Here is a 19,122-nt window from a genome sequence, read left to right as displayed (position 1 = left end):
CTAAATTTAACACTTTTCCTTTGTGTAATTTCCCGCTCGCGTGCACCTCAGTAGAAAAAGGGTGTATGAAAAATAAGATCGGGGGCCTCGTCCTCTTTTGCCTCCTTTGTATGGGGGCCAACGCCGGAAATTCCAGCGAACCGCTTAACGCGAACGCAGTACTGACCTCGGTGATGGTGTACCGTTCCGGGGCGGAGATGAACCATGCGGTCTCGGCTACGCTACCGGCCGGCACTGTCGAACTGGCCGTGGACCGTTTGAGCACGGATATAGACAAAAACAGCGTGCAGATCCGCGTCCCATCTACGGTGACCCTGCTGGGGTTTACCTATATCAATGATTATATGGCGGAAAAGCCAAACACCGCGCGTCAACAACTGCTGGAAGACTCCCTGGACCGGGTAACCGAAGCCCAGGATAAAGTACAGTTATCGTTAACCAATAACGACGCGCTGTTGGGTGTGCTGCAAAAAAACCAGGAACTGAAAGGGGTGAACGCGGTGGACCTGCAAAAACTGATGGAGTATTACAAGGCAACTTCGGCGGACCTGGAGGAGAAGCAGTACGACCTCAAAAAGCGTTTTGCCCGCCTGGGTAAGGAGATCGACCGGCTAAAGGCACAGATCCAGGAGGAAGCCTCCCAAAACACCAAGGAGTCCGGCCGTTTGGTGCTTCGACTTTCGGTCCGCAACGCGGGGAGCTATGATTTCACGCTCTCGTATATCACGCATAAGGCCTCATGGTCACCCTCTTATGAAATACAAGTCGGGGATGCGCAGGATTCCTCCGTCAAAGTGATCTATAAGGCCAGCATCAACCAGACCACGGGGATCGACTGGAAACAGGTGAAGATGGCGTTGTCCACCTCAACACCGGGGAACTGGAACATAGCGCCGGAGCTGAATCCCTGGTTTGTTGGCTTCCGGCAGACCGCGCCGGTCACCGCTTATGGGATGACCGTCCGGCGTCCGGCACCAACGCAATTGGATGAAGTTGTGGTAGCGAAGAGTAAAGTGGTGATCCGGGGAGATGGAAACGACAACGAGGACGCCACGCCCATGTACATCGTCGACGGACAAATCTGGTCTTCAGATGCCATCAGAAAAATCGATCCGGCGATGATTGCCTCGACAGACATCCTCAAAGGAGACGAAGCGACTTCCATGTATGGCAGCAAGGCCGCCGCCGGCGCCATCGTGATCACCCTGAAAAAAGACCTCTCCGACTACACCGACGTAGACCAGCAACGCCTCAACACCGTCTACAACATCGACCTGCCCTACGACCTCCCGTCCACCGGCAAGGACCAGACGGCCAACTTACAAGTGACAAAGGTGAAAGCGTTATTCACGTACCTTGCCGTGCCCAAGGTATCGGACGACGTATACCTGCTGGCGGACATCCCCGACTGGGGCAAGCTTAACCTGCTCCCGGGCAAGGCCAACATCGTCCTTGACGGCACTTATGTCGGGCTTACCGACATCAACCCCTCTTCTACCCAGGACACCCTGCACCTGACGGTGGGCAAAGACAAGCGGATCACCCTCCAGCGCCGGAAAGTCACCGACTTCAGCTCCGAGAAGTTCCTGGGCGCCAACCGTTACCAGAAATACGTATTTGAGATCAGCGCCCGCAACAACAAAAACCAGGATGTCCAGCTTTCTGTCCTGGACCAGATCCCCCTGTCCACGAACAAGGACATAGAGGTCACGCTCAACGATCCGGGGAGCGCCCAGGTCAATGCGGATAAAGGAGAATTGCGGTGGACGCTGTCGCTGAAGGCAGGGGAAAGCACGAAGGTGCACTTTGGGTACACCCTGAAATATCCTAAGGGAACGGTACTGGATGCCCTGGCGCGGCAGTGAAGTTAACCCGGGTGAACGGCTTCGTCGTCCGCGGGTAGGAAATTTGTGCCCATGAACACGACATTTCTTCTGGCGCCCGCCCTTTTGAGCACGGGCGTCGTCTACGGCACGGACGTATTTTTTGCGATCGCAGGGAAAAAGGCGGCGGCGGCGAGCAGGGATGCTTCCGTCGCCGACCTGTTGGGGCATACCCATAGGGTGGCCGACAAACGCATGCCGTTTATCGGGGTGACCAGCCTGGTGACCACGCTGTTGTACGCCCTGACCTCCGGGCGCCTGTTGTGGCCGGGGGTTGCGCTGGTCCTGCTCCTGGGACACCTGGCGCTTTACCTGTCCATTGCAAAGCCCATTAACGCACGGTTGACATCTGCCGCCGTGCAGGGCACCACGCCGACCGACACCCGGGCGCTGCAGGTGCGGTGGGATGGGATCATCGGGTATAGGGCGGTGTTGCTGACGCTGGCGATGCTGGCGTTGATCGGGGAAGCGCTGGCGCGATGAGGAGCCACGCCCGATCCCGTATCTTTACCCCATGGGATCGGTCCTCACCGCCATACGGCAATACATCCAACTGGAAGACAACGAAGAAGTCCTCATAGCGGGTTTGTTCCACGAGCGCCACTTCGCCGCCGGCGAGCACTTTCTGGCCGAAGGCGACGTTTGCCGGCACGTGGCGTTTATTGAAACGGGGTTGATGCGGTATTACCTCAACGACGACGGGCAGGAAAGGACCATCTTTTTCAGCCAGGAGAACGAGTTTGTCTGTAACTACCAGAGCTTTTTGCCACGAAGCTCCTCCCGGGTCGCGATACAGGCGCTGGAAGACACCACATTGTCCCTGATCGGGTTTGACGACCTGCAAATCTTGTATGCGCGGGTCAGACAAGGGGAACGGTTTGGGCGATTGGCCATCGAGCATGTTTTTGTCAGCGCCCTGGAACAATTGCGGTCGCTGTATACCGATCCCCCGGAGGTCCGCTACCGGCGGTTCCTTGACGGGTTTCCCGGGTTGGCGCAGCGGGTTCCGCAATATTATATCGCTTCGTATGTCGGCATCCAGCCGCAATCATTATCGAGGATCCGGCGACGGATGACGGACAAGGGCTAGTGTCCCGTGATATTGGCCATCACCGCGTCGAGCGCCGCGTTGACGTCGGCTGGTTTTTCCACCATGGGGAAGTGACCGGTATCCTTGATATACATCACTTCGTGGGGAACGTGCGCCGCGGTGAGGGCGGCGGTATCGGTGGGCGTATAGTCGCTGTTGATCAGGTAGAGGGGCTTCCCGAAGGCCTGTAGGTTTTTGCGCTCCTCAAAGTTGTCGTTGCCTTGCAGGGCGGCGATGGCGACGGCGGAGTCGGCGTTGGCGACGTCTGTCAGGATGCGCCGTTGGATGGTATCGGCTGTTTTGTAAAAAAGGTCGCCCTGGAAGTATTGAAACGCGGCCTTTGTAAAACCTTCTTTCAAGACCGTGTATGTCCGGGCGTCGTCTGCTTTTTGGGTGGGTGTCTCGGGGTTGATGCTTTTGAAATTGTCGATACCCACCAGGGCAATCACCCGGTCGGGTGCGTGGAGGGCGGCCTCCAGGCAGAGGTCCCCGCCCATCGAATGCCCCACCAGCACCACCTTGTTCAGGTGCAGTTGGGACATCACGCTGTCGATGTCGCGTCCGTAGTTCTCCGTTGTCCATTCGGTGCGTTCCTTACCAGACTCCCCAAAACCGGGGAGGTCGATGGCAACGACATGGTACCGGTCTTTGAAGTGGTCCATCTGGTTCGACCAGTAGCCCTTGTTCAGACACCATCCATGGACGAAAAGAAGAGCGGTATCCCCTTGGCCGGCATCGACATAAGCGATCTTTACGCCCTGGTCGTCGACGGTCTTGACAGATTTTCCGCAGGAAGAAAGGAGGATCGCGAGGATCCCTGCATACAAGCAACGCATATCGTGAAGGTTATGGGGGTAATTTAGATAAAAAGTTACCTTTATCAAAAAGAACTATGATCGCATTTCTGGGCATGGGCCTTCTTGGGGAAAACTTTACACGCGCGTTGCTGAAAAAGGGGAACCAGGTCCAGGTCTGGAACCGGACGTTCTCCAAAGCCGCCGCCCTGGAGCCTTTGGGAGCAAAGGCTTTTGCCGGCGTGGCAGACGCCGTCCGGGGCGCGGACGTCGTTCATCTTACCCTCAAGGACGACGAGGCCGTGGATGAAGTGTTGGCCGCCGCCTTTCCCGGGCTGGCCGCCGGTACCGTGCTCATCGACCATACCACGACGTCTGTGCCTGGCGCGATCGAACGCACACGGGTCTGGAAGGAACACGGGTTCACCTATCTTCACGCACCGGTTTTTATGGGGCCTCAAAATGCACTGGACAGCACCGGCACCATGATGGTCTCGGGTGACCAGGACGTCATCGCGCGCCAGGAGCCTGCCCTGTCGGGAATGACGGGCAAGGTCCTCAATTTCGGACCAGAAACGGGCCGGGCGGCTGCGATCAAACTGCTGGGGAATTCCTTTCTCGTCACCTTCACGGCAGGCATCGCCGATATGCTTTCCCTTGCAAAAGCCCTCCAGGTTCCCTTGAGCGATGTGTCTACCCTTTTCGATACCTGGAATCCGGGTGCTTTGTTGCCGGCGCGGCTCAAAAGGCTCACCTCGGGCGTGTACACCCAGCCGTCATGGACGCTGAACATGGCCCGTAAGGATACAGGGCTCTTCATGGAAGCCGCCCGCCAGGGAGGCATACCGCTGGCCGTCATCCCCTCGATCGCCATTGAAATGGACAAATGGATCGGGAAAGGACACGGGGGCGACGACTGGACCGTCATCGCAAAAGACGCCGTATCCTAGGCGATCCGTTCCACGCGGACCGCAGTCCCGTAACAAAGCACTTCAGTAATACCGTTCATGACCTCGTTGGCGTCATAACGCATCCCGACGATGCCGTTGGCCCCTTTTTGTTCGGCGTGTTCCGTCATGAGGTCAAAGGCTTCCTGCCTTGCTTTTTCACAAAGGTCAACATAGATCGAAAGCTGTCCGCCGAAAAGCGATTGGAAGGCGCCCGCCACATTACCCAGGGCGCTCCGGGAGCGGACGGTGATTCCCCGGATCACGCCCAGGTGTTGGACGACACGGTATCCCTCCAGTTCAAAGCTGGTCGTAATCAAGTTATGGTCTATCATTTTTTACGTATTTTTACGGTACCCTTATGGATGGTGGATCTGATTATAATGTAGACCTTTTTTTTGAATTATCCGCAGACCTTCTGTGCATTGCCGGCTTTGACGGCTATTTCAAACGCATCAATCCCGCGGTCTCCAAAGTCCTGGGTTATTCCATAGAAGAACTGATGTCGCGTCCCATCAACGACTTTGTTTACCAAGAGGACAAGGCCATCACGGACAAACACCGGGACAACCTGAGAAGAGACATCCCCCTGCTGAATTTCGAAAACCGCTACGTGACTAAAAGCGGTGAGATCGTATGGCTCTCGTGGACGTCGATGCCGTTGGAAAAAGAAAAGCTGGTCTACGCCATTGCCAAGAATATAACACACAAGAAAAAACAGGAAGAAGACCGGAACCACCTCATCGCCCAGCTTTCGCAGGCCTCCGAGGAATTGAAACACCAGTCCTACAGAACATCCCATGACCTGCGGTATCCGGTGAACAACCTGCTCTCCATCCTGACGCTGCTGGACGGATCGAAGATACAGGACGGGGAAACCCTGGAATTTATAGGCCTGCTCAATGCCACGGCCCAGGACCTTCAACGGACCCTGAATGAACAGGTGGAGCGGCTTGGCCGGAAGGAGGACGGGAGTGCAACATTGGAAACCTTGTCCCTGGAAACCGTGCTCGGTGGCGTGACGTCTTCCCTTCGAACGCTGCTGGAAGGCGCGCGGGCGACGCTTCACATCAATTTTTCCGCGGCGCCGGCCGTCCGGCTCAACAAAGCCTACCTGGAAAGCATTTTTCTAAACCTCCTGACGAACTCCATCAAATACGCCCACCCCGAACGGCCACCGGTGATCACCATGGTCTCCCAAAAAACAGGAGGCAGGGACCAGCTGATTTTTTCAGACAACGGCCTGGGGATCGACCTGGACAAGGTCGGCGACAAGGTCTTCGGCTTTCGCCAGCATTTCCACGAACATAAGGACAGTAAGGGGATCGGGCTATACCTGGTGCACAACTACCTTACCTCGCTGGGCGGGCAGATCAGCGTGGAGAGCCGGGTCAACGAGGGGACGACGTTTGCGATCACGTTCCCCTAAGGCGCTTTATACACCAGCACCATCCGGTCCTCGCCCGGCGGCCGGACCTTCTCCATGTATTGGAACCCCAATTTTTCCAGCAGGTGCACCGAACGGGTATTTTCGGACGAGACGACGGCCCGGAGGTCTGGCTGGGCCGGCCTCAAATAGTCCAGCATTCCGCCTGCCGCCTCCGCCGCGTATCCTTTACCCTCATGAGCGGGCAGAAAGGCATAGCCGAGGTCGGGCACGGGGAGGTAGGTCCGCTGGAACAACCCGCAAATGCCGATGGGCTCCCCGCTTTCCTTCAGCGTCACCACGGCCGCGCCAAAACCGTTGTCCCGGTAGCTTTTCAGGTAGACGTCCGTGATATAGTCCCTGGCGGCTTCCACGGTCCGTACATGCCGGTCCGGCAAAAATTGCAGCCAATTGGGGGCATTGAAAAGCTGAAGGACAAAAGGGGCGTCTTCCGGGGTCATCATCCGGACGCGAAGACGGGCGGTATCAAAAAGAAAGGACATGACGGTCATCCAAATCTATTGTATATTTCGTTCCTATGAACATTCTGACCCTCCTACTCACTGCATTTTGCCTGACGGCGCCACTCCAGGAAAATGGTTACTTACTGCAGACCGACCACTACTCCATTCTTTTTCCTCAAAAACCAACGCCCCAGGACCAAACGGTCGATTCAAAGATTGGCCCCCTGCACATACACATGCAGATCTACGACGCCTCCAATGCGGTGGGCGACGGCAATGTCGCTTATTCCGTCGCCGAGACCCAATACCCCGACACCTCGATCAGTTCGGATAGAACGGACAAGCTGGACAAGTTTTTTGAAGCTACGGTCAATGGCGCTGTCAACAACGTAAAAGGGAAGCTGCTCTCGGTGGCTCCGATTCAACTAAACGGATACCCAGGCAGATTTTTGCGGATAGACTACCAGGACGGGGTTGCCGTGATCACGATGCGCGCCTTTCTTGTCAAAAGCACCCTGTACATGATGCAAACCATTGCCTATACGAAGAACGATCATAACGCGGCCAGCGAAGCGTTTATGAAGTCGTTCCGGCTGAAAACCGGCAAATGAGTACATTTAAGGCATGAAACTGATCCGGCTTTTCTGGCCGCTCCTCTTCGCCTGCGGGGCCTGCGCCGGCAAGAACAAGGTCGCAGATATGCTCCCCCGCGGAAAGGTGATCGACACCGTCCTCTGTACGGCAGATACGAGCCAGTCTTATGCTTTGTACGTCCCCGTGCGCGACGGGCGGTTGCCGGTGGTTTATCTTTTTGATTCGCACGGCAAGGGCGTCTTCCCCATATCGAAATACAAGGCGCTGGCCGACACGTTTGGGTTTATCCTGGTCGGCAGCAACAATTCCAAAAACGGCAACGACTACGATCAGAGCGACCGGATCTGGGGAACACTCACACAGGATACAAGAGACCGGCTGCCCATCGACAGCAACCGGGTGTATGCGTGTGGTTTTTCCGGCGGCGCCAAGGTCGCCAGCTATTTATCCATCATGCACCCGGGGATCAAAGGGGTGATCCTGAACGGAGCGGGGTTCCCCGACGGTGTCAACGCCAGCAATGTCGACTTCACAGTGACCCTCATCGCCGGAGAGGGCGATATGAATATGACCGACCTCGCCGCCTTCGACAAGGACCTGGAAGGCACCACGACGCGGCACCGCCTCCTTTTTTTCGACGGCAAACACGAGTGGGCGCCGGCACAGACCATGGCGCTGGCTTTTGCGGGCTGGCAGTTTGACGCCATGCTGCAACAATGGATCCCCACGGACACACCGTTTATCCAACGGTATATCGCTTCCAGCCATACCCGGTTAACCGGTTTTCTGAAAGCCGGGCACGTAATCGCAGCGGAACGGGAATGCAACCTCACGACGGCTTTCCTGGGCAAGCTCTACCCCGGTGCGGGTGTCTTCCAACAGGTGGGCGACTCCCTGGCCCGCAGCCCGGCCTACCGCAAAGAGGAGGAGGCCCAATCGGCGCTTTTTGCCCGCGAACAGGCCGCCAAACAGGTGTTTGCGGATCACTTCGAACAAGCCGCCAAACCCTATTGGACACACGTCATCGATTCTTTGCAACGGGATCCCTCCGCCATGTCCCAGCGGCTCCAGGCTTTTCTCTCCCTTGAATTCTATATGTACAGCACCCGCCTGCTCGGCACCGCGGAGAACCAGTGGGCCCGTTATTTTATCAACCTCTACCAGCAGGTCGACCCGACCAACAGCGAAGCCTGGTACCTGTCTGCGGTTTGCGATGTCCGCGAAGGCCAGGCGGCCCAGGTGGCACCAGATCTTCGAAAGGCGGTGGCGTTAGGGTTTACCGATGTAGAGCGGTTTAAGAAACAAACGGAGTTTCAGGGGATGTCCTTTAGCGAGTTTCAGCACTAGCGCCGCGACGACAGATACAAATGCCAAAGCAACATGGTAGCCACCGTCCTATAAGGCTGCCAGGCAGCGGCAATGTGTAAAAGGTGCTCTTTTGTCGTATCCTTTGGCAGCTTCTTTATCCTTTTCAGCGCGTTCATGGCGGCCAGGTCACCGGTGGGAAAGACGTCGGTGCGTTGCAGGACGAACATCAGGTAGACGTCGATGGTCCAGTGACCGATCCCCTTCAGAAGAATCAGCCGTGCCCTTACTTCATCGTCCGGGAGCGACTCCAGCGCTTCCAGGTCCAGTTGACCTTCGAGCAAGGCCGTCGCCAGGCCACGGGTATACATGGCTTTCTGGCGGCTGACGTAGCACGCCTTCATTTCCTCGTCGGTCAGGACCAACAGCCCGGCCGGGGTGAGTTCGCCGAGTTTGCCCCTCAGTTTGTGGAGCGCGGCCAGGGCCGAGGCCAGCGACACCTGTTGCTCCAGGATGATATGGACCAGGGTGTCGAAGGTATTCGGCCGGGTCCACATCGGCGGATAACGGTGCGTGTCGATGATGGCTCCTAAGTCAGGGTCAGCTGTTGCAAGCTGGTCGCAGATCTTGTGGAAGTTCCGCTTGTTGAATCTCCGGATCATGGGGGATAAAGGTAAATTTGATCATGAAAAATGCGAAAAAAGCGGCGCCGCATGGCGCGGCAGCGCCTGGGCGGCGAAGCGCCTCAGCGCCCAAGGAGCGGCTCATCGCCGTAAAACCCTCCGGTCAAAAAGACGAATCCCTGTCCGGCCTCATCCACGACCTCGTCCGGCAAATCCCACCGGGACGGGTCACCTCCTACGGAGCCATTGCGGCGGTACTCAGTCTCCCCAACCCGCGGATGGTGGGCAGGGCCATGCGCACAGCCGGTAAAGACGTGCCTGCCCAACGCGTCGTCAACAGTGCCGGGCGTCTGACGGGTGAGCATACTCAACCACGTAAACTTTTACTTGAAAAGGAAGGGGTCACCGTAAAAGGGGACAAGGTCGTCAACTTCAAGGTGGTTTTCTGGGATCCATGTAAAGAATTATAAATATGATATAAATCATGTTTTCAATAATAATTTTATGCCTATATTGCCATAAATTATTATATAGATGAATAAACTAATCTTCACCATTTCGCTGCTCCTGAGTACATTATGCCTTTTTGCCCAAACCGATTCGACTACAAAACCTGAGGTCCCTCAGTACCACCTGACCAAAGCCTACCTCAGCTTTATCATCCCCTGGGTAACCATCAACAACAAAACCACCACCACCGAATTCCAGTCCAATACAACGATCGGCTTCCCCGTAGGCATAAACGTCTACTATAGCAAACACTTTGGCTTTAGCTACGAAATCACGCCATCGGTTGTCTGGCAAAAAAGTGACGGCAAACAGGGAACCAGCAAGACGAGCAACGTGCTGTTCGACCCGGGCCCCATTTTCCGGTTTGGTCATGGCTTCAACATCATTACCCGGCTTGCCTTCGAAACCCAGGGACGCTACGGTGTTACCCCCGTCTTTAACAAAGTATACCTGCGCACCAAGGACCTGGACTACTGGTTTTCAGTATCGCTTCCCGCCCGTTTTGGGAACAGCCTGCCCGCATCGATCGGCGCCAATTTGCAGATTGGTTTTACCTTCAACTAATCCAACAGGGGGCACCCTAAAGGTGCCCCCTACTTCAGAATATCAACAAAATTGGTGGGTACCTTTACCCCAGTTGTGTTGAAAAAGCTCCAGCCATATTTGCCCCCGCTCATTGCCCTGGGTTGCGCGTTGTTCTTTTTGGTATACCGCGTCATCCGCCAGGTCCTCCTGCCCACCTTTGTGCGGAAGGGGAATTTGTTGTCGAGCCTTTTTCTCTTGTTCACCGGTCTGACCGAACACCTGATCGGTTTTGGGGAAGCCGTTGGCCGTGTCCCCCGGACCATCCGGAAACCTTTCGCCGGCCAGGAAACGTTGCTAAAAGCCTGGACGTTTAGCCGGAAGTACCTTCGCCAGGGGTTGCTGATCGCGACTTGGGCGCTGTTTGTGTTGTCTTCGCTTGAATGGAGTGGACGCACGACGACCGTTGACACGGCCGCATCGACCAGCAGCGGCACGGTCGCCGCGACCGGAACAGCCGCTTCCGGGCAGCAAGCCATCCGGCAAACCGAAACACGGGTCGTTGCGGATACGCATGCCCGGCCTGAACGGGTAACACCATCCCGGTGTGCCCTACCCTCTCTTCACGCAGACGCTACGCCACTCTGGTTGCGGTGGTGCACCCTTCGTCTTTGATGCCGCCCTGTCTTCTCTTGTAGCGGTCATCAAATTTTTTTCAAAAAATCAAATTCATGAAACAGTTCTTAGGACTGCTGCTGCTCCTGTGCAGCAAACCGGTCCTGGCCCAGCATCATACGACCTTGCATTTTATCAATGACGATACGCATCAATCCATACCGGGGGTCACCGTTCAGGTGCGGCCGACAGGCACGTCTGCAGCCGCCGATTCCAACGGTGTAGCCGTCCTGCCCGGGCTAAAACCCGGGAAGTATGCCTTTCAATGTACTTCCGAGGGCTTTCGGGAAAAAGAATTCTCCCTCTCCGTTGGCGAGCGGGACACCACGCTGACGGTCATCCTCGATCCGATGGTCGAGACCATGCAGGACGTGGTCATCGCCTCCACGAGGACAAACCGTCTTTTGAAGAATACCCCCACGACGATCCAGGTGGTCGACCGGGAGGACATCGAGGAAGGGACGGCGCAGTCGCCGGCCAATATCCGGGAACTGCTCACGGAGCTGTCGGGGACACAGGTGCAACAAACGTCACCGGTGTCGGGTAACGTCTCGATCCGTCTCCAGGGGCTCGACGGGCGGTACACCCAGCTCCTGAAGGACGGCTTTCCTTTGTACGGCGGTCTTTCAGGGAGCCTGAGCATCCTCCAGGTGCCGCCGCTGGACCTCCGGCAGGTGGAGGTCATCAAGGGGGCGGGCTCTGCGTTGTACGGGGGGGATGCCATCGCCGGGATAATCAACCTTATTTCGCGGACACCCGATACTACCCTGCACCTGGACGCGGTGTTGAACCAGACGGACAAGGGCGGCACCGACCTGGGGGGCTTTTTTAGCCATAGGGGAAAACACACCGGGCTGACGGTCATGGGTTCGGCCAGCCGGCAAAACCCGGTGGACGTCAACAACGACGGCTTTACCGACCTGCCCAGGGTCCGGCAGGGCACGGTGGCGCCTACCTTCTTCTGGTACCCGGATGACAGCACCACCCTTCGCCTGGGCGTCAACATCTCGACCGAGGACCGCAATGGCGGGGACCTTCAGGCGGTGGAGCATGGAGCGGATAGTCTGCATCCGTTCCTTCAGCGGAACCACAGCGACAGGGACTACTATCAGCTTTCTATGACGCGAAAGTTGCGCGGGCAGCAAAGCTTCACACTCAAGAATACCGTGGGGTACTTTTATCGCTCCATTGAGCAGACGACGGGGGGCGCGGGCGGCCTCGCGACCACCGGCTTCTCCGGCGCCGAAGTCTCGTCATTCACCGAAGCCAGCTATAACCTGACGGCGGGCGCTCACGACGTCGTCACCGGTATCGGCCTCACCACGGACCAGTTCAAGCCAGGCGGCTCGCAAGGGAACCTGGGCTATACCCACAACACCGCAGGACTCTTTGCACAGGACGACTGGACGCTGGACAAAAAGACCGTTCTCGAAGCCGGTGCCCGCGCGGATGTGGAGCATACGCTTTATTTCCTGCCCCGTCTCGCGTTGTTGTACCGGCCGGTGCGCCCGTTGTCCATCCGTCTCGGCGGCGGGCTGGCCTATAAGCTGCCGACGATCTTTAACGCCACGGACGAAGAGGAGGGTTATCAGCAGGTCTACCCTATCGCGTCCAGTGTGCAGGCGGAACGTTCGGAGAGCGCCAACCTTTCTGTGAACTACCAGGGGCATATCGGCGATGACATCGGGTTTACGATCGACCAGAATTTGTATTATACCCGGCTCATGCACGCGCTTATACCGCAGGAGGACAGCCTGCAACGGGGCTGGCTGTATTACCTCAACGCGCCGGGGCCGGTCCTTAGCCGCGGATCGGAGACCGACGCGCGGTTTACGCTGGAGCGCTTTTCCCTTTACATAGGGTACACCTATACAGATGCGCGGCGGGTATACCTCTCCGGCGATCCGCAGCTTCCGCTGACGCCGCACCATCGGTTTGTGAGCACCCTCACGTATGAGGCGGAACCGCATTGGAAGGCAGGCATAGAAGGGTTTTACACGGGGACGCAGGTCCTCGACGACGGGCAGACAGTTCGCGATTTCTGGACCAACGACCTGATGGTGCAACACACCTGGGGCCATTGCTCCCTGATGCTGAACGTGGAAAATTTCCTGGATACCCGCCAGAGTAAGTTCGGACCCCTGTTCACGGGCACGATGCAAAACCCGGTGTTTCAGGAAGTATATGCGCCGATCGACGGCAGGGTCATCAGCGTTGCGTTCCGGTATACCCGGTAGAACGCTACAACAGCGCCAGGACATAGCCTAAAAGGGCCCCGCCCGCTATGATCCAGGCGCTGTTGACTTTTGGGAGGCCAAACACTACGGCAGCGGCGGCGACCGCGATCACGGCCGTACGCCAGTCTGTGAGTGTGGACCGGCCAAACGTCCAGCACACCACCAGGATGATGGCGACCGACGCGACATTGACCCCGTCGAGAAAGGTGGAAAAAGAGGCGGAGCGGCGCATGCGGGGCACGAACGGGTTGAGCAGCCCCACGAACACAAAGGACGGCAGGAAGATCGCCAGTGTGGCGAGCGCTGCGCCCTTCCATCCACCCATCTGCCACCCGATAAAGGTGACCGACGAGAAGACCGGTCCGGGGGTGAACTGTCCCACGGCGATGGCGTCGATGAGCACGGGCCGGGTCAACAAGCCTTTGGCCACCAGTTCCCGGTCCAGAAAAGCAAACAACACGTAGCCGCTCCCGTAGAGGATAGCGCCGATTTTCAAAAAGATGAGAAACACCCTGAGGTTGACGGCTTGCGCCTGGAGCAATAAAGGCGCAAGGCTGTTCAACCGGCGCTTCGACAGGTATAGCCCCAGCGTCACCGCCCCCGCGCCAAACATCGCATACACCTCATCCAACCCCAGAAGACAGGCCCCCAGGACCAGCAACCCGATGACCCCCAGCGTCACGGTCCGTACGGCCCTTTTGGCCAGGGGGTGCACGGCGCCTAAGATGACGGGGATGATCGCCGGTTTGATGCCGTATACCCATGCTTCCGCGCCCGGCAAGTGACCGTACTTCTGGTACAGCCAGGCCAGGGTTGCGGTGATCAACACCGCGGGCAGGATAAAACAGGCACCCGCGACCAGCAGTCCCTTCCAACCCCCGCGTTCATACCCGATATGGATAGCCATTTCGGTACTGTTGGGTCCGGGGATCAGGTTGGTTGCCCCGATCAGGTCCAGGAAATGGCGGTGGTCCATCCAGCCTTTTTTGTCCACCACTTCTTTTTGCATCATGGCAATATGAGCAGCAGGACCGCCAAAGGCGGTTAGTCCTAACCGTCCGAATAAAGAGGCGAGTTCACGAAGGGAGGATTTGCGCATGCCTGGAAGGTAGCGCTATTTTCTTTCCAGGAAACCAAATATTCCATCCGATCCATTGGGGCCGGCGGTGAAAAAAAGTTGTGCTGTCGTAGTACCGGGAACGTCGTTTTCAAGGTCCCACAGACCGCCGATCACGATGGGCCGGTTGTGGTCCATCAGAGGGCCGAGAAAGATCCCCTGGTCGGTGTACATATTGATACGGCCGTCGCCAAAGTTGCCCACCAGGATGACGTTTACGCTGTCTGCCTGTTTGACAAAGCCCTCTTTTGCCGGGACAATGCCCCAGGGTGAGTTCAGGGGGCCGCGGGTGGCAAACCGGGACACCAGGGCGCCGCCGGGTGTAAAAATGTCGATAAACCCATTCCCGGGCCCTGCTTCGTCGTAATGGTCTGCGGGCGCCAGTTGTTTGGCATAAGTGACCCATAACCAGCCACCGATGCTCCGGATGTTGAAAGGCGCAAAGCCATGGGGGATGCCGGGGTCATGAAAGGTGGTTCCGCTGACATAGTTGAAGTCCTTGTCGAAAACGTCGATCGTCCCGGCGTGGAAATTGGTGGCGTACAAAAAATGCTGCCCGCCGGTACTGTCCAAGGCAATCCCTTTGTACACAGCGCCCCACTCTGAGCGATCCGCGACGATCGTCCCTTTGGTACCGCCCCCCCAGGCGATGATGGTGCCGTCTTCGGTAGCAAAAATAAACCTGCTCGCCACGGGTGGTTTGGCCGGGATCATGAAGTCGGCAGTGGGGTTGAACAGAACGCCCGTGGGTTTTCCTTCCTTCGCGCTATCCGGGGAGGGAATGGTGACGACCAGCGGGATCTTTTTGCCCGTATGGTCATACAGCGTGCTGAGTCCGGTCCCATTGTCAGAAATCCAGACGGGACTGGTCGGCGTAAACGCCATGCCCCAGGGGTTGACCAGTTGCGAGTCGACCAGTACGGGGCTGTAGCTCGCGTTGCTCGCCACCAGGTTGGTTTGCTGGTAGCCGTCCAGGAAAGCACGCAACACTACTTTCCGGCAATTTGTTGTCCCTAAAAGGCAAACAAAAAGGCCGCCCACGACGGACAGCCGCATAAGGTGTTTTGGAGTAGCCATTTTTTTATTGGTGTAGCCACAAAAAGTCAGCCACTCCAAAACAATTTGTACATTAAATTTACTAGTGCAGCGCCTGCAGCACCTCGTGCATCAGGCTGTCCGGATGCGGTTTTCCGCGATCCAGCGCCAGGCGGACGACCACAAGGTCACGCGAGGGGACTACTAAAACATATTGTCCCTCATACCCTTCGGCGGCATACGCGTCGGTGGGAACGTGCGGCCAGCGGCCACCGTTGAGCCACCAAAGCGCACCATAGATACCCGCTCCGGTCGTGGCCTCGTGTACCCAGCCTTCGGGTAAGATCCGCTGACCGTTCCAGACACCATCATGAAGATACAATAGCCCCAGGCGGGCCCAGTCGCGGGCAGTGGCGTAACAATAAGATGAACCGACAAAGGTTCCACCGGCGTCGGGTTCCAGCACCGTATGTATCATCCCGATCTTATAAAACAATTGTTCGTAGGGCCAGCGGTAGTAGTCATTCGAATCGACACAGCCGCGGATGATGGAAGAAAGGATGTTGGCATTTCCGCTGGAGTAGTTAAAGACCGTGCCGGAAGGGTGTCTGAGGGAGCTGCGCGCCGCCGCTTCCCCCATGTCCCGTTCTTTGAAGAGCATATCGGTGCAGGGGCAGGGGCCGATGTACCATTCCCACCAGCGAAGCCCGCTGCGCATCTGCATGAGGTCTATGGTCCGGATGGTGCGCCGGTTATCGTCTTTCCAGGCGGCGACGGGTGCGGGGGCCCGGACGTCGAGCCGTTTTTCGCGGACGAGAATACCGAGGAGTGCGCTGACGATACCTTTGGTCATGGACCAGCCGGCCAGGGGGGTGTTTTGATCAAAACCGGGGGCGTACCCCTCCCCGATGACCTTGTCTTTGTAAAGGACGATCAAGCCGCGGGTGCCGTTGCGGCCTACTTCCTTCTTTATCATCCCGGCCAGTGCGGCCGTGTCACCGTTGTCGAGCGGCAGCGTGTCTTTTGGTGGGACCGCTGTTTGGATGTTCCGCCACGATTGCCTTAGTGCCGCTTCCGTGGTCCCATTGACCAGGACGGCGCCCAGCCCGGTATGATAAATAGCCTTTTTCACCGCCATGCCCCATACGGTGGCACGCACGGAACTGTCCTTCCCATCGACCTGATAGTTGGCTAAGTTGAAAGGGAAACGACCCAGGTCGTTTGCGATGACACTATCGGGATCCCGGTGGGATATAAAGACCCCGGAGCAGCAAACCTTTGCACCATAGCCGCTGAGCAGGGGAAACGTTTCCCACAGGAAGAGGCCAAGGGAGAGGAGAAGGGTTAGGAGGAAAAAATAGGGGAATTTCTTCGGCGGATTCATGGTTGAGTGTAAAATTACAAAGCTATATTTGGAATCAATGAAAAGTGTTTTCCTTCTCTCCTTTTTCACTTTATCTGTAACCCTCTCGTACGGCCAAAAAGAAAGCGAGCCTCCCATTGCAGAACTGGGCGCGGCCATCAACAAAGGTCTGAAAGACGGCTCCTTTTCTTATGGACCCAACCTGGGCATAGAATTCACGCCCATCGATGAATGGCTGGAAATCGAAATGGATCTGACTCCACTGACCGACGGCCACTCCACCGAATGGACGTTTGACGTACTATTCAAAAAGCCGTTCACCCTGTCGGAGAAATTTGAATTTATGGCGGGTATCGGCCCGGAGTTTTCTTACTCAAAAGCGGACAACACCACCATCGGGTTGGAAATAGCGGGAGATTTTATGTACTGGCCATTCAAAACAAAAAAATGGGGGCTTTACCTCGAACCCGACTATGACATTGATTTTGCGAAAGGGAACAATCAGTCCATCGGGTTAAGCGGCGGGGTACTGATTCCCTTCAGATAAAGATCACCCGTTTTCCTGTTCAAACTCACCCCTACCCCTAATCACCGTCATGCCCGGGGCATAGGGCCCGGGATACTTTTGTGTAAAACCACGCATCATGTATCCCCGCCTATCCCTTTTCCTTGTGCTCCTGCTCCCGGGCATCTTTGCCAGTGCGCAAAGCCGGTACACCGGCACGGCAACGGAGCTGGTCATCAGCGGCACCTCGACCCTGCATGACTGGACCATGAAGTCCATACAGTCGAGCTGTTTTGCCACGCTCAACGTGGATCCGGCCGGCCAGGTGTCCGCCCTGAACACCCTTAGTTTTTCCACGCCGGCCACCGCGCTCAAAAGCGACCACAGCGGTATGGACAACAATGCCTACAAAGCCCTGAAGACGGACCAGAACCCCACGATTACCTATACCCTCAGTTCGGTCAGCGTGGCCGGGGGAAAAGGTGGCAGCACCGTCACCTGCAAAGGGAAGCTGACGATCGCCGGTTCCACCCGGGATGAGGACGTCGTTGCTTTTTGCAAGACCAACCCCGACAATACCATTACGGTGACCGGGACCAAAAAAATCAGCATGCGGGACTTCCAGATCGACCCGCCCACTTTCGCCTTCGGTACCGTCAGGACCGGAAACGACATCGTCTTAACCTTTCACCTAACACTAAAAAAAGCTTAACATGAAACGCTATTTCTTCTGCTCATGCCTGCTGGCTTTGCTGGGAACCTCCGCGTCAGCACAGTTGCTTCAGGGGCAAATCCCGAACATGCGCCCTTATGACCAGCACGGGATCAACCAGTTCGAAACCAGGAAAGATACCCTGGCGTACACCGGTCCGACCTTACGCATCGGTGCCGGGTTCACCCAGGAATTCCAAAACCTGAAAGACCAGAACAGCTCCGGAGAGAACGGGAAATTCCCCCTGTATAAGATAAGCCCCGGTTTTAACCAGGCCGAAGCCAACCTGTACACGGACTTCCTCCTGGCCGACGGGATCCACCTAAACGTGAGTCTTTATCTTTCCACACGCCACCACAATGAAACCTGGGTGCGCGGCGGCTACCTGCAGTTCGACAAACTGCCGTTCAAGGGGCAGATCTGGTCGGATATCATGAAGTACACGACGATCAAGCTGGGGCAAATGGAGATCAACTACGGCGACCAGCACTTCCGCCGCACGGACGGGGGACACGCTATGTACAACCCCTTTATCGAAAACTACATCGTGGACGCGTTTGCCACCGAAATCGGGGGTGAGGTCATGGTCCAGAAGAACGGCCTCTTTGGCATGGTCGGCCTGACCAACGGGATGCTCAAAGCCAGCATCGACTCCGTGGCCGTCACCACCCAAAACGGCAACATCCGGAAAAACCCGGCCGTCTATGGAAAGATCGGGTATGATCCCACGCTTCCCGGCCGCGTCCGGCTGCGGGTGAGCGCCTCTTACTACCATGATGGAAGCTCGTCCAGCAATGACCTGTATTTCGGGGACCGTGCGGGCTCGTCCTATTGGATGGTCATGGAGCAACCCTATACCGTCCCCCCCAGCGGTACCAGCGCCTACGAAGCCGACGCCTTCTCGGGCCGGCTGAACCCGGGTTTTAGCTATAAGGTCGACGCGATGATGCTGAACGGCTTTGCCAAAGTAGCCGGGTTCGAATTCTTCGGCACCTACGAACACGGCCAGGGACGCACCGGCACCGAAGTGTCCAACCGCCAGTTCAACCAGTATGCCGTGGACGGCATCTACCGTTTCGGTCCCAAAGAGAACCTGTTTGTCGGGGTCCGCTACAACGGGGTGACCGCAGAGCTGAAAGGCCTGCCCTCTCCCGTGACCATCAACCGTTTTGCAGCGGCGGGCGGCTGGTTCCTGACAAAGAACATCTTGCTGAAGGGCGAATACGTCACCCAGAACTACCTGGACTTCCCTGCGTCCGATTACCGGAGCGGTGGTAAGTTCAATGGGTACGTCATCGCCGCCACCGTAGGATTCTAAAA

General features: G+C 56.9%; 21 protein-coding genes. 14 read left to right on the top strand and 7 right to left on the bottom strand.

From position 1 onward, the window contains the following. The first annotated feature begins 65 nt into the window (after nt 1-65). From EDB95_RS22570 to EDB95_RS22560, 3 genes are read left to right on the top strand one after another with little or no spacing between them, the layout of a single operon-like run. Nucleotides 66-1,865, top strand: a complete 1,800-nt coding sequence (locus EDB95_RS22570; RefSeq protein WP_162852743.1) for a DUF4139 domain-containing protein — start codon at nt 66-68, stop codon at nt 1,863-1,865. A 51-nt stretch (nt 1,866-1,916) separates the two neighbouring features. After that, the gene (locus tag EDB95_RS22565) at nt 1,917-2,366 is read left to right on the top strand and encodes a DUF1772 domain-containing protein (protein ID WP_133997683.1); all 450 of its coding nucleotides are present in this window, start codon (nt 1,917-1,919) and stop codon (nt 2,364-2,366) included. 31 nt (nt 2,367-2,397) lie between these two features. Continuing rightward, nucleotides 2,398-2,973 (top strand): Crp/Fnr family transcriptional regulator, encoded by a 576-nt coding sequence (locus EDB95_RS22560; protein WP_133997680.1) that lies wholly within the window; start codon nt 2,398-2,400, stop codon nt 2,971-2,973. Here the strand turns inward: EDB95_RS22560 and EDB95_RS22555 are convergent. Then, nucleotides 2,970-3,809 (bottom strand): alpha/beta fold hydrolase, encoded by an 840-nt coding sequence (locus tag EDB95_RS22555; protein WP_133997677.1) that lies wholly within the window; start codon nt 3,807-3,809, stop codon nt 2,970-2,972. The genes EDB95_RS22560 and EDB95_RS22555 overlap by 4 nt on opposite strands. A 56-nt stretch (nt 3,810-3,865) precedes the next feature. Here EDB95_RS22555 and EDB95_RS22550 point away from each other — a divergent pair, with 56 nt between their 5' ends. Next, entirely contained in the window at nt 3,866-4,717 is an 852-nt protein-coding gene (locus tag EDB95_RS22550; RefSeq protein WP_133997675.1) for an NAD(P)-dependent oxidoreductase, read from the top strand. Here the strand turns inward: EDB95_RS22550 and EDB95_RS22545 are convergent. After that, nucleotides 4,714-5,049 carry a YbjQ family protein gene (locus EDB95_RS22545; protein ID WP_133997672.1) on the bottom strand — a complete coding sequence of 112 codons (336 nt, stop codon included), beginning with the start codon at nt 5,047-5,049 and terminating at the stop codon, nt 4,714-4,716. The two genes, EDB95_RS22550 and EDB95_RS22545, sit on opposite strands and share 4 nt — an antisense overlap. A 26-nt stretch (nt 5,050-5,075) precedes the next feature. Between EDB95_RS22545 and EDB95_RS22540 the strand changes: the two genes are divergently transcribed. Further along, complete coding sequence (locus tag EDB95_RS22540; protein ID WP_133997669.1) at nt 5,076-6,143, top strand: sensor histidine kinase; 1,068 nt, start codon at nt 5,076-5,078, stop codon at nt 6,141-6,143. Here the strand turns inward: EDB95_RS22540 and EDB95_RS22535 are convergent. After that, entirely contained in the window at nt 6,140-6,643 is a 504-nt protein-coding gene (locus EDB95_RS22535; protein WP_162852742.1) for a GNAT family N-acetyltransferase, read from the bottom strand. The genes EDB95_RS22540 and EDB95_RS22535 overlap by 4 nt on opposite strands. A gap of 35 nt (nt 6,644-6,678) precedes the next feature. On the opposite strand from EDB95_RS22535, the gene EDB95_RS22530 reads away from it, so the two are divergent. Both EDB95_RS22530 and EDB95_RS22525 read left to right on the top strand, forming a co-directional pair. Then, nucleotides 6,679-7,215, top strand: a complete 537-nt coding sequence (locus EDB95_RS22530; protein WP_133997663.1) for a hypothetical protein — start codon at nt 6,679-6,681, stop codon at nt 7,213-7,215. A gap of 13 nt (nt 7,216-7,228) precedes the next feature. After that, nucleotides 7,229-8,545: a hypothetical protein gene (locus EDB95_RS22525; protein ID WP_133997660.1), complete on the top strand. Its 1,317-nt coding sequence runs from the start codon at nt 7,229-7,231 to the stop codon at nt 8,543-8,545. Here the strand turns inward: EDB95_RS22525 and EDB95_RS22520 are convergent. Next, the gene (locus EDB95_RS22520) at nt 8,542-9,165 is read right to left on the bottom strand and encodes a DNA-3-methyladenine glycosylase family protein (protein ID WP_133997657.1); all 624 of its coding nucleotides are present in this window, start codon (nt 9,163-9,165) and stop codon (nt 8,542-8,544) included. The genes EDB95_RS22525 and EDB95_RS22520 overlap by 4 nt on opposite strands. A gap of 23 nt (nt 9,166-9,188) precedes the next feature. Between EDB95_RS22520 and EDB95_RS22515 the strand changes: the two genes are divergently transcribed. The 4 genes from EDB95_RS22515 (at nt 9,189) to EDB95_RS22500 (ending at nt 13,070) form a co-directional block, all read left to right on the top strand. Then, nucleotides 9,189-9,596, top strand: a complete 408-nt coding sequence (locus tag EDB95_RS22515) for an MGMT family protein (RefSeq protein ID WP_133997654.1) — start codon at nt 9,189-9,191, stop codon at nt 9,594-9,596. Nucleotides 9,597-9,660: 64 nt separating this feature from the next. Next, nucleotides 9,661-10,200 (top strand): hypothetical protein, encoded by a 540-nt coding sequence (locus tag EDB95_RS22510; protein WP_133997651.1) that lies wholly within the window; start codon nt 9,661-9,663, stop codon nt 10,198-10,200. 75 nt (nt 10,201-10,275) lie between these two features. Beyond that, nucleotides 10,276-10,833, top strand: a complete 558-nt coding sequence (locus tag EDB95_RS22505) for a hypothetical protein (protein WP_162852741.1) — start codon at nt 10,276-10,278, stop codon at nt 10,831-10,833. A gap of 56 nt (nt 10,834-10,889) precedes the next feature. Continuing rightward, nucleotides 10,890-13,070 (top strand): TonB-dependent receptor, encoded by a 2,181-nt coding sequence (locus tag EDB95_RS22500; protein ID WP_133997646.1) that lies wholly within the window; start codon nt 10,890-10,892, stop codon nt 13,068-13,070. Between the two features lie 4 nt (nt 13,071-13,074). Here the strand turns inward: EDB95_RS22500 and chrA are convergent, their stop codons facing one another. The 3 genes from chrA to EDB95_RS22485 all read right to left on the bottom strand — a co-directional run bounded on the left by chrA (nt 13,075) and on the right by EDB95_RS22485 (nt 16,606). Next, nucleotides 13,075-14,169: a chromate efflux transporter gene (gene chrA / locus EDB95_RS22495; protein ID WP_133997643.1), complete on the bottom strand. Its 1,095-nt coding sequence runs from the start codon at nt 14,167-14,169 to the stop codon at nt 13,075-13,077. Nucleotides 14,170-14,184: 15 nt separating this feature from the next. Then, nucleotides 14,185-15,264, bottom strand: a complete 1,080-nt coding sequence (locus EDB95_RS22490) for a TIGR03118 family protein (protein WP_133997640.1) — start codon at nt 15,262-15,264, stop codon at nt 14,185-14,187. 61 nt (nt 15,265-15,325) lie between these two features. Continuing rightward, nucleotides 15,326-16,606, bottom strand: coding sequence for a serine hydrolase domain-containing protein (locus EDB95_RS22485; RefSeq protein ID WP_162852740.1), 1,281 nt, complete (start codon nt 16,604-16,606; stop codon nt 15,326-15,328). Nucleotides 16,607-16,643: 37 nt separating this feature from the next. Here EDB95_RS22485 and EDB95_RS27395 point away from each other — a divergent pair, with 37 nt between their 5' ends. The 3 genes from EDB95_RS27395 (at nt 16,644) to EDB95_RS22470 (ending at nt 19,120) form a co-directional block, all read left to right on the top strand. Further along, a complete protein-coding gene (locus EDB95_RS27395; RefSeq protein ID WP_162852739.1) occupies nt 16,644-17,132 on the top strand; it encodes a hypothetical protein in 489 nt (162 codons plus the stop codon). Between the two features lie 97 nt (nt 17,133-17,229). Further along, nucleotides 17,230-17,802 (top strand): YceI family protein, encoded by a 573-nt coding sequence (locus EDB95_RS22475; protein ID WP_133997630.1) that lies wholly within the window; start codon nt 17,230-17,232, stop codon nt 17,800-17,802. 1 nt (nt 17,803) lies between these two features. Beyond that, entirely contained in the window at nt 17,804-19,120 is a 1,317-nt protein-coding gene (locus EDB95_RS22470) for a hypothetical protein (protein WP_133997627.1), read from the top strand. Nucleotides 19,121-19,122: the final 2 nt, after the last annotated feature.

This window comes from Dinghuibacter silviterrae (assembly GCF_004366355.1).
Lineage (GTDB): Bacteria > Bacteroidota > Bacteroidia > Chitinophagales > Chitinophagaceae > Dinghuibacter > Dinghuibacter silviterrae.
This window is presented reverse-complemented; position numbering and strand designations above follow the sequence as displayed.